Below are 13,364 nucleotides of genomic sequence, written 5' to 3' on the forward strand. Positions count from 1 at the left end.
CATCTCGTCGTCGAAGACGAAGAACGTCGCGAGGCTCACATCGCTGACTTCTTCCTCGTGGAGACCGAGCGCGATGTCGGGCCGGGGCGCGCCGTCCTGTGCTGCGGCATCCGCCGCAGGAGTGCTGACGGCAGCGGACGCCCCGCTTGCCATCGACAATGTCAATCCGACGACACCCGCCGCCGGTACAACGTCGTTCAGAATCTTGTCCTTGGACAAACGCGGCACGGCACTCTCCATTGATGGAGTGAGGATCCTACGCGTTCCATGCCGGCGCGCGCAGTTGCGCCAAGCTGCTGCAGCATACCTTCTTCCGAGACTGCGTCAACATGACATCAATAGTCAAGCTTGCTGCTGCACGCGCAAGCCAATCGATCGGCGCGTCGGAGCATAAAATTCGAAGATTTTCTCATTGAATCATCATTTTGGCCGGCTTGGGTGCGCCTTGTTGAGCAGGGAGATGTCCACCATCCGCACCGGTGAGGCAGATTGAGAGGCGTGTCACCTTGCCGAGTAGCCCACCTTACTGCGGCTGACCGAGCGCCGTAGCCGGTGAGACTGCATCGCCGTCCAAGCCGAAAATCGGTTCCCGTCCGAGATTACACAGCGCGCCGTCTGCATGTATCTGCGCTTCACCCGTCGTAGTCGCAACGTGGAAGGCCTCCTGGCCGCGCACCCCATCTCCCGTCGCCCACGAGATCGTTCGTCGATGGGCCCTCAAATCAGTCCGGCCACCGCCATCTCCGCGTTCTCGCCCGGGTCCGCACGGGCGATGGCACCTGAATGACGTGTCCGTTCGGATCGCCGGCCCGCAGGTATGCCTGTGTCCGGCCGTCCAAGCCGAAGGCGAGATGCGGGAGATGTGTGTCAGGAAATCAAACGCCCCGAACACCTTCGCTACCGGACCTTGCCGACGCGCGCCGCGAAGGGGCGCTTCGGGTCGAGGGTGTGTGAAAACGCGGGGGCTTGCCGAAATCATAGAACAATTTTCTATGTGACAGGCACTCCAGGCCCCCGAATGCCGCTTCTGAGGCAGACAGGATGCCTATCCCGGCACCGCCCAGAGCGTCTGAGGGAAAATCCTTCTACCGCTTGCGCGTTTTCACACAGGCTCGGTCATTCAGAGCCATGTAGCGCCACGCTTCGGAGGCGCCGCGGCGGTTGCGACCGCGGCGCCCATCTCAGATCTCGGTCTGCTCGGACAAGACCAGGAAAGAGGGCGGGCTACATCACCACGGCCGCGGAGCGCGGGGCGGACATGGCCCGGATCATGGATCAAAGCGGCCATCGGGACCCGCGGACGGTGGTGGGCTACATTCGGCGGGCAAACGCCTTCAAGGGCCACTCGGGGGCGGGGTTTCTGTGAGAGGTCCAGGTCGCGTCGGCATGGCTACCGGCCCGAGGATTACGTCCGCCTGCGGGAGATGATGCAGGACGCTGACCGGCTACCCACCAGCTACGAAGTTTGGCGCATCTCGGCGGAACAGGTGGAGGGCCAGGTGACACGCAGCGGCGTCGTCGTGGTCCCCATTCTCGTTGAGCCCGATGAGTTCGTCGCCCGGTGCAACGAGCGCGGATTGCGAACGACATCCGCCCGCTCGGCCGCTACGCTGACGGCGAGCACGGCCTGCGCGTTGCCGTCGAGGTGGCTAGCGCTGCGATCCGAGGGCCGCATGAACAAAGAGATCCGCGCTGAACCAGGCACTCTGCGCGGATAAGGCCCCGGGGATCGCGCTGTGGCGAAACAGCAGCGGCCCGGGGCGACCCCTTCCACAAAGGACGAAGCGCATGACGCCGATCTGCTTCGACCCGCAGGCCGAGCACCGGAGCCGCAGGGTGATATTGGGGAACGGCAGGGTCGGCGGGGAAGCGATCAGTGCTGATGGTCGCCTCGTGGCCGCAGCTAGTCGCGTTGTAGTGGGCAAAGGCCGTGCGGTCGCCCTCGGACCGGAGCCAGCCCAGGGTAGGCAGCGGGCGCCCGGCCATTTCCACTGGGCCGCACCCGCGCCTTGCTCGGAGGCTGATCCGAGAGCCGGCGGCGATGCTCGCGCCTCGCGCGGCCGGCGCCCCAGCACAGCGCGACAAGCGGCGGCCAAGATGTACTTCAACGCTGCCCTGCGCCGTCGTGATACTCTCGTTGGTCCAGTCGGACCGGGGAAGGCACGGCCTCCACTCACCCTTGCCTTGGGCCGGTCCGCGCAAGCCGCCATGCCCGCGAGGTCCCATGGCGGGCTGAGCGGGTGAAGCGGGGCAGCCGGACCTGGGTGTCGTACGGCGGTGAGCTGCGGGCAAGCGGTAGTCCGGCGCCCGGCATTCAGTGATCGTCCGTGGCGGGATCTTTCGGTCTTCCTTGCCGGTCGAAACGGAGCTTGCGGCGTGCCGCGGCTGGGGACGTGGTCCCTACCTCCTGCGCAGCAATCGCGTCCGTGTACCGCGCGGGCCGAGCGAGCATGATCGCCGTCCTAACGGCCATCCGCATCTCGGCCTCGGACGAGGCCCTCGCGGCTAAGACCTCGCGAGCGTGCGGGTTGGCCGCTATGACCGCGCAAACGTCGATCGCGATGCCCTCCGCGAGCGGGCGAGCGCCGGGCTTTGGATCGTTCAGGAAGTTCGTCACGGCCGCGTCGAGCTGCTCGTCGGTGACGCGCTTGAATTCGTATAGGTCGCTGATGGTACAGATATCACTCTTCATAAGGACCACGGATACCTGAAGCTAGGGCAACGACATGCTGCCGAGGGCGTACCTCGGCGCAAGTTCCGATAAATGATTCAAGGCCAGTTCGCGCAAGCCGCAGCAGCGACCAATCAACTCATCCTCGATTAGAGCCAGCCGCACAGCCCACCCCACGCAGGCGAGCACAACCTTCGGCACGCCGTCCGCGATCCGCGGGAGCTGCCTTCGCATGTGGGACCTGTCGTGTGTGAGCACACCTCACGGCCGAAGCTGGCTGCCCTACTCCTTGTGGAGGCGCAAAATCCACTTGGGAATTCAGCGATGCGTGTCGTTCGTAAGCTGCAGGCCAATTGGCTTCTCCGCAGGGCCAACAAGCAGCTTGAGGAAGCTATAGCCCTTCAGGAGACCGCGACGGCTCTCAGGTTGAAGGCGGAGGCGAACATCGCCGCTGCCGACAAGATGCTGGTGCGCGCTTCGAGGCCGGGGCTGTTTCGGGACGTCATAGTCGGCGCGCTACTCGATTCAATCTCAGGTCGGGACCAACGACGGGTCCAGAGTTCAGCTGCTTCGTTACCTCGGACGATGCCCTGAACGCCACGTCGTGCTTGGTCGGGACCCCGACGGGGTCTGCACGTCACGACGCGACGGCGCTCAACCTGCGGAACGTGTAGATGGCGATAGAGTAGCCCAGGTGAATGTGCCGGGCCGGCAAGTGTGGTGGGGTGGAGGGGCCTCACCGATGCAAACGCACCTCTGCCCGCCCGGTATTCCCCCTCGCCGTGGCGGGCTCTTTCTTCGGCGCGGGGCGTGGGTAGTGCGAACTGCCAAGTTGCGGATCGGCAGCTGGGCATGCTTCTCTGGCGGGGTTCTACTCTACACAGCCTTTCAGCCCGCCCGGCCCTGCCGTGGCGGGCTTCCTTCTGCAAGGCGTCACGCTCTATGGCTAAACCGCTCACGGCGGGGAGGCAGCGCATGGCCGACGACCTCGACGTTCGGGACGCGCTGGAGGCGCTCCTCCGCGAGGCCGGCAGCATCTGGGACGTGCGCGACCGCGACGACGAGTGGCGCCTGGAGGCGAGCTTCATGGTGGAGCAGCACGCCCCGCCTGCTGCGAGGACCTGAACGGCCTGGAGGGCCGCGAGCGCTTCAAGGTGATGAAGCGGGAAGCCTGAGGCAAGGTCCGTGGGATCTATGTTACCGCCGCGGCCAGTCCTGGCCGCATGGCAAACACCTCCGTCTGCCTACCGTACCAGCTCGCCCGGCGGCCCACCGGGCGGGCTTCGTCGTCTCAGGCCGGCCGCGCCTGCAGGATTGCCGTCCTGACCACGATGCGGCGCGCGCGATCACCGAGGGCGGGATCGTCCAGCACGTCCCGGGCGATCTCGTGGTTCGCCACGGCCGCGGCGACGTCGATCGCCACGCCCTTCGCGATCAGGCGCATGCCGGGCGTGGGATCATCCAGGTACTCCCGCACGGCGGCGTTGATCTGCTTGTCGGTGACGGCGTTGAGCTCGAGCAGCTCGCCGATGGTGGGTGTGTCGGGCATGGCGGGGATGTAGGCGTACAGCCGGGCCGGAGCGAGTCGGCGAGGATCGCAAGCCAGAAGCCTACGTGCCGCTCCCGAACGGCAAGTGGATCCCCGTCACGACGCAGGCTGGCGCCAACTCGAACCAGTCGACCGCGCCGAACTGCGTAGCGATCAACATCGACGTGACCGGCGCCAAGGGCAACACTGAGATCCACGAAATGGTGAGTAGCGGTGGGAGAGCTGGGTTCCAGGCGTATGCCGCTGGCCTCGACCGAACTATTCCCAGCAAGGTGGACAATGCCCGCCGCTGCCGCGGCTGAGGACATGAGGGAGAATGCGTCAATGGCCGATCAAGAACCGGTTTCCGTCGACGCGATTCAAACAGGAACAGCCCTGATGCTCCGGCACATTTTGCGTGTATTGGAGCGCAGCGGGCTTACCAACGAGGAAGAAACAGTTTCGATCCTCGATGGATTCATTGCAAATGTCGATCTTGGACACGCATCTTTTCTGCAAGCGATCAGATACACGTACTCGCTACACCATCGTATGAGTTTTTCGGTCATCGACGGCGGCAAGCAAGATACCGACGATACGTAGCGCCGAAATGACCGATAAGCTGGAGCCATAAACTGGACCGATCATGATCCCGTGCCGGCGGAGCACTTCGGTGCCGGCCAGCTCGCCTATCTTACGGGGGGCCGGCAACCGTATCCAGCACTGGCAGGCAGAGCAGGCAGGGATGGCAACTTCGACCGCGTGTCCGAGACGCTCATCATCGAGCCGACCGACACGGGCGATTGGTTCTTCAACGCCAGCCGGCCGCCGGCTTGCTCGCACGTCGTCGTGAACCTCGCGCCTCAGCACTCTCCCGTGTGCACGACATGAGCATGAGGAACGCGCAGGAGGCGATCCGCTAGCTTAAGTTAGCGCGCAGTGCCGGCAGGCGTGGTGGGATAGCAACTTCATGCGGAACCCGTACTAGCCCGCCCAGCGCCCCCGCTGCGGCGGGCTTCCTTGTGGAAGGCGTCACACTCCACGGCTATGCCGCTCACGACAGAGGGGCAGCGCATGGCCGACGACTTTGACATCCGGGACGCGCTGGAGGCGCTCCTCCGGGAGGCGGGCCAGATCTTCGACGTGCGCGACCGCGACGACGACTGGGCCCTGGCGGCGTCGTTCGTCGTCGAGATCCAGGCCCGGGCGTGCTGCGAGGATCTCAACGGCCTCGAGTGCCGGGAGCGGTTCAAGGTGGTCAAGCGCGGGGCCTGAGGCGCCCTTCCGGGCCGACGGAACCGCCCGGAGCCGCCGCGCGATGAGCCGTCATCACGGATCTCCACTCTGACGCCGGCCGGGCGCACCCTCCCGAGCCGGCGTTCCTTTGTGCGGGCCGGGCCGTCAGGGGGGCCATCAAACCCGGCCCGCTGCCCTGCTCCGGGCGTGCGGGCCTGGAGCGGACGGCCGAAGACTTACACAGTCGAGGCAGCGGCCCGCAAGGCCCCGCCGGAGGCCGAAAGACTGCCCCTCGACTAGGACCAGCCACGCGGCCCGCGGGAATGCTTCCAGGGACTGTCCGGCGGGCCTGTTTCGAGTTCCATAAACCGGCTTACGCGCCCCGCGCCGCCCCGCGCGCGAGATGCCGGCCTGACAGGGTTCGTTGATCCGGCCGCAGGTTGCGCGATCACGCCGTGGACAGTATTGTTTTCATACTCACAAGTCTGTTAGACCTGCTTAGCTATGAGTTCCAATAATATCGTACCCGCTCCAGAGATGACAGACACGTTCACTCAACGTTTGCGCGCCTTTGTGACTGAAATGCCAATCAGTGGGATAGAAGTCGCAGAGGTGATTGGGTTTAGTCGGCGCACACTAAGCCGCCGGCTGAAGTCCGAGGGTGCAACTTTCAAGGAAGTTATCAACGAAGCGCGGTTTAATGTTGCGAAGCAGTTGTTGGTTAACACTGACATGAGCTTGGCGGAAATCTCGGCCGCGCTGGAGTTTTCTGAGCCGGCCGCGTTCACGCACGCCTTCCGGCGCTGGACCGGCACGACGCCAAGCGCATGGCGGAAGAAGCACCAGCAGGTTGAACCGCTATGTTGCGCGGACCGTCCAGACGGTGCTCGTGTTCGTCAGCGCAGACGTCGGGCTAGGAAGGCGCGGAGGGTGAGCCGTCGGGCGGAGTGAATGGGCCACCCGGCGCCTTTCCGCCGTAGCAGACGTTCTCGCCCCATACTGCGGCTTATGCGAACGGCCGGCTTCGCCGACGCCACGGCGTTCAGCCTGCGAAACGTGCAGACGGCGACGTGATGAGGATTGTGTAGGGGGCGACTGAGCAGCGCCTTGCCAGCTTGGCCGCTAGCATGCTTCTCTAGCGGGGTTCTACTCTACACAGCCTTTCAGCCCGCCCGGTCCTGCCGTGGCGGGCTTTTCTTGTGGCCTTGCCAAGCTGATGCGGCGGCACAGCTTAGATTGGGCCCTAAGTGCTATTCTGACCACCGATCGGTGGGCCTACTCTGACCGCTCCTCATAAGACGATCTTCGAGACCCGCCTTGGCCCGCCCGGTATTCCCCTTGCCGTGGCGGGCTTCTCTTAGCCTCGTTCACCCGCACAGCGCAGCATGATTATAGTTTCGTTGCCGGGGCCATCGTGGTCTGCTGTGCACTTCTCCAAAGTCGTACTTCAGCCCACCCGGTCCTGCCGCGGTGGGCTTTCTTCGTCGGCCTTGGGCCCACAGAGCATGACGTGTGTTGGGACCAGCAGGAGATCGCGGCTGAGCGCGATGACGTGGCTGGAGCGGCCGAATGGCTCGAGGACGAAGGCGTAGTAGGCGCTTGTGGCGAAGAGCCTGAGCCGGGGAGCGGCGGCGGCGATGCCGCAATCAGTCAGCAGCTGGGCGGTGTCCGTCATGGCTCAGCTTGCTGGTCCCTGACGCCGGCTCGCGCATTCACGCACGCTCGCATTGCCCGCCCGGAGACGCCCTGATCCAGGTCAAGGTGCTGTCGGCTGGCGATGCCTCTGCTGCGGGGACTTCGCGTGTGTCGTGACGCACGTCGGGCCGTTTACGGGTTCCTACCTGGATCGGCACACCCTGGTTGTTCCTCCCTAGGGGCGTGCATGGCGCAGATCCGCATCCTCGACCCGCTGAGCGGTCGCGTGGTCTTGGTTGATCTCCCGCTGCCTGCGGTTACGCGTCCCGCTCCACGCGCTGCCGAAGGTGCTCGAGAGCCGCGTCCACGGCCGGTACAGGGCGCGACGGCGCCAGAGAAGCCGCTGGCGGTGCCGCCGGGCGTCGTCCCGGCAGCTTGAAGAGGCTCCAGAGCCGGATCGAGGGGCGACAACGGTGCGGCCGATCTGGAGGGCCGTGGACGGGCGCGGCGGTGTGGACGGGGTTTTTGCGGGCGAGCGGCAGAACAGGCGCTACGGGCTGCCTGAGCCGCCCTGTTGGGCTTCGCGGACGCGGTGCCGTGACGCCTCGTCGTTCGGGGGCCACAGCCTGCGGGCTGGCTACATCACCACGGCCGCGGAGCGCGGCGCCAACATGGCCCGGATCATGGATCGGTTGGGGCACCGCGATCCACGAACCGTGGTCGGATACATCCGGCGAGTAAATGCCTTCGAGGGCCACTCGGGGGCGGGCTTTCCGTAGGCTGACGCCTCGCAACACGGCCGGCGCACAATCCAGGGCTTCGAGGCGATGCTGTAGCCGCGCAAGGGCTTCGAGTTCGTTAGCGCCTGCACTCCGCGAGAGCAGCTGGTTCTGCTCGCGCATTGTGACCTTGCTCCCTGCCTCAAGCCACGTACTTGTGAGCACGATGCATGCCTCGGCCGCTGGTCTGGGCGATGCATGTTGGGACGGAGACCCTCGATGAGACGACGGGAGTTGCTGGCGGGCGCGGCGGCTGGGTTCCTGTCCTCGACCTGCTTAGTTCACGCGAGGCCGACAGGAGCTGCCCGCATCGGGGTGCTGTGGCACGCCCGGGACGCGCAAGAGGAGGCGCCGTTCCAAGTCCCGTTCCTGAAAGGGTTCACAGACCTCGGATATGAGCCTGGTCGAGACGTGCTTTTCGAACACCGCTATGCAAACGAGCAGTACGATCGCTTCGTGGCGTTGGCGAACGAGCTGATCGCCCTGAAGCCCGACGTGCTGGTCGCCGTGACCCGGCCAGCCGCTGAGGCAGCCAAGAGGGCGACCAGCACCATCCCGATCGTGTTCGTTGTCGTGCCTGATCCCGTCGGTTCCGGCTTGGTCGAGAGTCTTGCTAGGCCCGGCGGCAACGTGACGGGCCTGTCCAACGTGGCCACCGACCTCACCGCCAAGCGGCTCTCGATCCTCAAGGAAGCCGTCCCGAACGTGAGACGCGTCGCCCTGCTGCTGAACCCGACCGATGCCGGATTGGCGCGCCGCTTCCTGGAGGACTCGCGGGCCGCTGCCATTCGGCTCAGACTGGAGGTCGTTCCGGTCGAAGTGCGTTCCCGTGATGACATCGACGGAGCGTTCGAGCAGATCGACGCAGCGCACGCGGACGGCCTCGTGATTAATAACGACCCCATGATCATGAACGAGCGGGCGAAAGTGAATGCGGCCACTCTCAGCCGTCGCTTGCCCACAATGCTCTTCATTCCACTCATGGTGAAGAGCGGTGGCCTAATGTCTTACTCTCCAGATATTCCAGGAATATTTCGACATACCGCAACATTAGTGGATCGCATCCTCAAGGGCACCAAGACAAGCGATCTTCCCGTTGAACAGCCGGACGTTTTCCGCCTGACGATCAACATGCAAACTGCGGAGGCGATGAAAATTACCCTGCCGCCTGCGCTACTCGCCCGTGCCGACGAGGTAATCGAATGAGCCGACGATGCGGATATCATGCTTTCCAGATTGCCGGATCTATGCCCGTCCTACGCATCCCTTCGACCGCTGAAAATGGTCCGGGTGGATGCCGATCCAGCGAGCCGGCTCTCCTCATAAGGTAAGGGCGGCGAAGGGCTAAACAGCCTCCGCGGTGGTAGCACGCTCGACCATCTGCTTCAGCTCGCGACCGGCGCGAGCGCGGCAACCGAAGGGACCATCCGAGTCCGCCAGCAACGGGGCTCGGCGCTACTTCATCCGCTCTATTCGCTCCTCGAGCTGAGGGATGCCCGCCTCAGTCGCGACGACAAGGCGCTTTAGCTCAAGACTTTCAGGGGCGATCTCGGCTCACCCTACTTACTCGCCGGCGGCCCAGAGCGGAGAGGTCCACAGCAGATTGCGCTTCATGCTGCTTGAGGGAGGACCGAACCCTGCGAAAACGGTTATCCTTGATACCTGCAACGAGGGAGCCATGCGACGCAGATCGAAGACTGGGAACCTCCTCCTCGGCGCCGCCCGAGTCCGGGCTGAGAACAAGGGCGCGCCGTGCCCCCTCACAGACCGGTACGAGGCAGAGGCTCGGACGCCACTCCCGCCCGACACGCCCCGCGCGGCCGGGGGCGAGTTGCTGCCGGGCGACGACTTCACCGGCAAAACCTTCCCGGCCATCCTCGACACGCTCGCGGATCCCACAGCCGTCAGCGCCGACGCCAGCCGCGATCGCCTTGACCTCGCCCAGCAGGCCGGATCGCTCGAAATGGCTCTCGACACCGCCGACAGCATCCAGGCCGCCGACGCCCTGGAGCGCATGCTCGCCCATCAGCTCGCCACGGCCCATGTCGCCGCCATGAAGGCTGCCGCCCTGATGCGCCAGCACCTGGACGTGGCGGATCAAACGCGGGGTGCCGCCCAGCAGGCTGCGGGCATTGAGGCCGCCAGGATGGCGGGCGCGTTCACGCGGCTCACGGGCTCGTTCCAGGCAGGTATGGCCACGCTTCAGCGGATGCGGTCGGGCGGTCGGCAAGTTGTCGTTGTGCAGCACAATCACATCAACAAGGGCGCGCAGGCGGTGGTGACGGGAACCGTCGCACCCGGGGGATCTGCACACGTGAAGGGTAGGGGGCAGGGATGAAATCAGCCGACGGACCCTATACGCCCGACTGGCGCGCCGCTCTGGTAGGAGCGAACGCGGCTCCGCGATGCGGGGCCAAGCGGCGGGATGGTGGGTCCTGCCTCGGGCCCGCGATGGCGAACGGGAGGTGCCGGATGCATGGGGGCGCCAGCACGGGGCCGAAGACTCCGGAAGGGCTCGCCAGGGCACGGCGGGGCAACTGGCGGCATGGGCGGCGAGCGGCGGAAGCCGTCGCGCTCCGGCGCGCCATCGCTCAGGCGGGGAGGGACCTTGCAGCGACTATCCGAGCTACTGAGGCTTGGCTATCCGGACGGAACGGCTGAGGAACGCGTAGGCCCGCATCGCACGCTCGACGTTTGCGACGTGGGGACTCAGTGGGTGATCTCGAGGATGAACGCCTTTGACCGCCGCGCTGCGGGGCCGCCGGACAACCGGGACATTCGGGACATTTGTCCCGGTTGTCCGGCGCCCACAGCGGGACGGACGGGACAGGGACACTAGGAGTGTCCCGTCCGTCCGGTGTGGGTGTCCCTGTTGTGGGGGTCTGGCTTCAGCCAGAGGTGATCGACACCCTTCAGCTCAATGGAGCCGATTAGTTCGCGCTTCGTGCTGTCGTCCAGGGCGCGCTTGAATGCCTTGCGCTTGGCTTCACGGCGTTTCACCTCGTCATCAGCGTCCGCGGGGTAAATCGCGTAGAAGGCACCCCTGACCTTCTGTAGTGGCACGGCACGATGTTCAGGGCCGCTGCCACCGTAGGGCCAAGCCCGTATCCCGTGCTCGTCCAGGGCGGTGTTCATTGCCTGGCGGAAAACCCTGAGCGAAGTAGGCCACCGCTCCCTACCGCCGATCACGGCGGCTTCGCTGACCCGGTTCGTCTGCCAGTTCACCACGCAGGTGGTGATAGGCTCTCCCCATTCATCCTCGCCCACCTCCACGACCTCCAGCGTGTAAGGTGTTTCCATCCCTGTAGGCGCACCGCGCACCTTGCGCACTGCCAGCCGCAGGTTGCTCACGTTGCCGGCCTCGTCGCGGCTCGCCAGTGCCGCCAGGACGGTATCGGCCGCCGCCTCCTTGGCGCTGGAGCCCCGCGTGCCAGTCTCGGCCACCTTGCCGAAGTGATCCACTCCCAGCACGAAAGCCCCAGTGTGCTGACTCAGCCGCCCCAATGCGTTCATCACCTTCTGCGTCTCGGCCGCGCTGTTCTCATCATCGAATCCGGCGCCGGCCGCCACCGTATCGACGATGATGAGGGCCAGGGGCAGGTCGTAGCGCTCTCGCAACTCCGCCGCCGCAACACCGGCCGTGAGCGTCAGCTGGTCGGTGGCGTCGCGGTCGACCAAGCGCGGGCACTCCTCAATCCAAGCGAACGGCAGATCGTTGGGGTTGACGGTCGGCATGCCGGTCACCTTCTGCGCCAGCACCGTGCCGGCTAGCTTGCCGGCTACGAGGCCCTTGAGACGGATCGGGATCTCAAAGGCGCCTTCCGGGGCGATGAACAGCACACCTCCGCGGCGCAGCACCCGCCGGCCCGCGAATGGCTCGCCGGTCATTATGCAGCCGGACAGGTCCAAGGCGATGAAGGTCTTTGCCGAGCCCCACTGACCGGAGAGCAGGCCCTTGCCCTCGGTCGAGAGGAGGTCGCGCACGAGCCACGTGCGCTCGGCTTCCGACTGGGCTTCGCGGTGCCAGTGCAGCGGGATGGCTGTGGGCTCCTCCCGCTTCTCCTGGCGGCGCTCCTGTCGCTGCTCCCGGCCGGTCTGGCGCGGTGCGTCGCCCTTGTCCCATGATCGCTCAATCTCGGCGCGCAGCCGCCCCTCGTACTTCTCTGCCACGCCGCGAGGGTGGGCTGCCATCAGAGCTTCGATCTTGTCTACGCTCCAACCGTAGTCCTTCAGCCAGCATACCGCATGGTGGAACGCGGCGCTGCGGTCTGAGCCAGCTCCGGGTCCGAACCGGATTAGCTTGTACAGCTCGCGGGGCAGGCTGTCGTACCCGCCGTAAATCTGCGATCCCGCTCCGTCCGCGGTTCGCTCACCCTTGCTCTGACGCGTCACCTCCTGCTCCGCTTCGCGGCAGGCCCCCCGCTCGGCCACCTTCTCCGCCCGCTTCGCCTCATCGAGTGCAGCAACCGTCTCGTCGATCACTTCGTCGAGCTGCGCCAGCGCCTCGGGCGCGTCCAGCAGGACGTCCCCAGTGACGGTGATGAACCGCCCGGCGCGCCGAAACGTCTCGACCGCGCCGTCGGTGGTCATCGGCACGCGCTGGCGCCGGTGCACCTCGTCGCCGATCGCCCGCCCGATGATGCGGATGCCCTCGCCGCTGGGCGTGACCTCGGCGTAGCTCTGAGCGCGTTCCAGAAGCTTGAGCGCCCACGGGGCGATCTCGTGGGTCTCTCGATCCCGGCAGTTGTCGAGGTCGAAGGCAGCGACCTCGCCCCCGTGTAAAGCGTAGCCGATCCCGTCCGCGCGTCCGGCCTCAACTGCCCGGACAGCCGTGGCGTAGTCGCTCCAGGTGCGTCGGTCCGTGCTGGACCCTTTCACGTTCGGAGCGTCGGCGCGGTATGGGACCTTCGTCGACTTGCCCTTCTTGTTCGGCTCCCACTTCCATACCAGCCAGCGTCGATCGGCTACGAGGGGCACGAGCGCCGGCGGCAAAGCAGCAGCCGTGTGGGTGCTCTCAGTCATTGACCGCCCCCACGATCTCGCGCAGCTCGACCTGGATCTGCGCGCTCTGCGCTTGCGGTTCGGCCCGTGTTTTCAAGACGTCCCGGCAAGAAGCTTGAGGTAAGCCGCGCTCATCGGCGTCCGGGCCGAGCCAGGATGTCCGGAGAGGCGCTCCGGGCGTGATCTGCCGGGTTAGGGCGTAGTAGCGACGCACTTGCAGGGCGTCTGGCGCTCCATCGATGAGCATCACGAGACCCACCTTTGCTGCGTTCGCGAGGCAGATGCGGTGCTCGTGGCAGGAGTGCTCGTCGGAGGAGCGCCAAACCTCGGCGACGAGATCGGCGCCCGCCGCGGCCCGGACGAGCTGGCGCCGCGACTGGCGGAGGAGGACGAACGCCGTCATGTCCGGCGCTCGCTGGAAGAGTAGTGAAGTTCGGCCTCAGCACGGGCGCGCGCGAGGCTGAACCCGAAACGCCGCATGAGTTGGCGGGTCTGGTGCTCAATGGGGTTCAGT

At 65.7% G+C, this 13,364-nt stretch carries 13 protein-coding genes; 8 read left to right on the forward strand and 5 right to left on the reverse strand.

The features are described 5' to 3' along the window. Positions 1–2,314: 2,314 nt before the first annotated feature. Positions 2,315–2,692 (reverse strand): hypothetical protein, encoded by a 378-nt coding sequence (locus M446_RS19030; RefSeq protein ID WP_012333732.1) that lies wholly within the window; start codon positions 2,690–2,692, stop codon positions 2,315–2,317. Positions 2,693–3,646: 954 nt separating this feature from the next. Here M446_RS19030 and M446_RS19040 point away from each other — a divergent pair. Further along, positions 3,647–3,796: a hypothetical protein gene (locus tag M446_RS19040; RefSeq protein WP_012333734.1), complete on the forward strand. Its 150-nt coding sequence runs from the start codon at positions 3,647–3,649 to the stop codon at positions 3,794–3,796. Positions 3,797–3,962: 166 nt separating this feature from the next. Here M446_RS19040 and M446_RS19045 read toward each other — a convergent pair whose 3' ends face one another. Continuing rightward, positions 3,963–4,220 (reverse strand): hypothetical protein, encoded by a 258-nt coding sequence (locus tag M446_RS19045; RefSeq protein WP_012333735.1) that lies wholly within the window; start codon positions 4,218–4,220, stop codon positions 3,963–3,965. A gap of 65 nt (positions 4,221–4,285) precedes the next feature. On the opposite strand from M446_RS19045, the gene M446_RS37405 reads away from it, so the two are divergent. The 4 genes from M446_RS37405 to M446_RS35575 all read left to right on the forward strand — a co-directional run bounded on the left by M446_RS37405 (position 4,286) and on the right by M446_RS35575 (position 6,386). Beyond that, the gene (locus M446_RS37405) at positions 4,286–4,522 is read left to right on the forward strand and encodes a hypothetical protein (RefSeq protein WP_012333736.1); all 237 of its coding nucleotides are present in this window, start codon (positions 4,286–4,288) and stop codon (positions 4,520–4,522) included. 22 nt (positions 4,523–4,544) lie between these two features. Then, positions 4,545–4,802 (forward strand): hypothetical protein, encoded by a 258-nt coding sequence (locus M446_RS37410; protein ID WP_150108701.1) that lies wholly within the window; start codon positions 4,545–4,547, stop codon positions 4,800–4,802. Between the two features lie 471 nt (positions 4,803–5,273). Then, positions 5,274–5,474 (forward strand): hypothetical protein, encoded by a 201-nt coding sequence (locus M446_RS19050; protein ID WP_012333737.1) that lies wholly within the window; start codon positions 5,274–5,276, stop codon positions 5,472–5,474. A 543-nt stretch (positions 5,475–6,017) separates the two neighbouring features. Further along, a complete protein-coding gene (locus M446_RS35575; RefSeq protein WP_265576655.1) occupies positions 6,018–6,386 on the forward strand; it encodes a helix-turn-helix domain-containing protein in 369 nt (122 codons plus the stop codon). 496 nt (positions 6,387–6,882) lie between these two features. Here the strand turns inward: M446_RS35575 and M446_RS19055 are convergent, their stop codons facing one another. Next, entirely contained in the window at positions 6,883–7,110 is a 228-nt protein-coding gene (locus tag M446_RS19055) for a hypothetical protein (protein WP_012333738.1), read from the reverse strand. Between the two features lie 958 nt (positions 7,111–8,068). Between M446_RS19055 and M446_RS19060 the strand changes: the two genes are divergently transcribed. From M446_RS19060 to M446_RS39480, 3 genes are all read left to right on the forward strand, one after another. Then, entirely contained in the window at positions 8,069–9,055 is a 987-nt protein-coding gene (locus tag M446_RS19060; RefSeq protein ID WP_012333739.1) for an ABC transporter substrate-binding protein, read from the forward strand. 625 nt (positions 9,056–9,680) lie between these two features. Continuing rightward, entirely contained in the window at positions 9,681–10,187 is a 507-nt protein-coding gene (locus M446_RS19065; RefSeq protein ID WP_265576386.1) for a hypothetical protein, read from the forward strand. Continuing rightward, positions 10,184–10,510, forward strand: coding sequence for an HGGxSTG domain-containing protein (locus tag M446_RS39480; RefSeq protein WP_083784706.1), 327 nt, complete (start codon positions 10,184–10,186; stop codon positions 10,508–10,510). Before M446_RS19065 ends, M446_RS39480 begins: the two co-directional genes overlap by 4 nt. A gap of 174 nt (positions 10,511–10,684) precedes the next feature. Here M446_RS39480 and M446_RS39050 read toward each other — a convergent pair whose 3' ends face one another. Then, a complete protein-coding gene (locus tag M446_RS39050; RefSeq protein ID WP_012333741.1) occupies positions 10,685–12,871 on the reverse strand; it encodes an AAA family ATPase in 2,187 nt (728 codons plus the stop codon). After that, on the reverse strand, positions 12,864–13,253 hold the full coding sequence (locus tag M446_RS19075; protein WP_012333742.1) for a hypothetical protein: 390 nt from the start codon (positions 13,251–13,253) through the stop codon (positions 12,864–12,866). The genes M446_RS39050 and M446_RS19075 overlap by 8 nt, the downstream gene beginning before the upstream one ends. Positions 13,254–13,364 lie beyond the last annotated feature (111 nt).

Source organism: Methylobacterium sp. 4-46 (assembly GCF_000019365.1).
Taxonomy (GTDB): Bacteria; Pseudomonadota; Alphaproteobacteria; order Rhizobiales; family Beijerinckiaceae; genus Methylobacterium.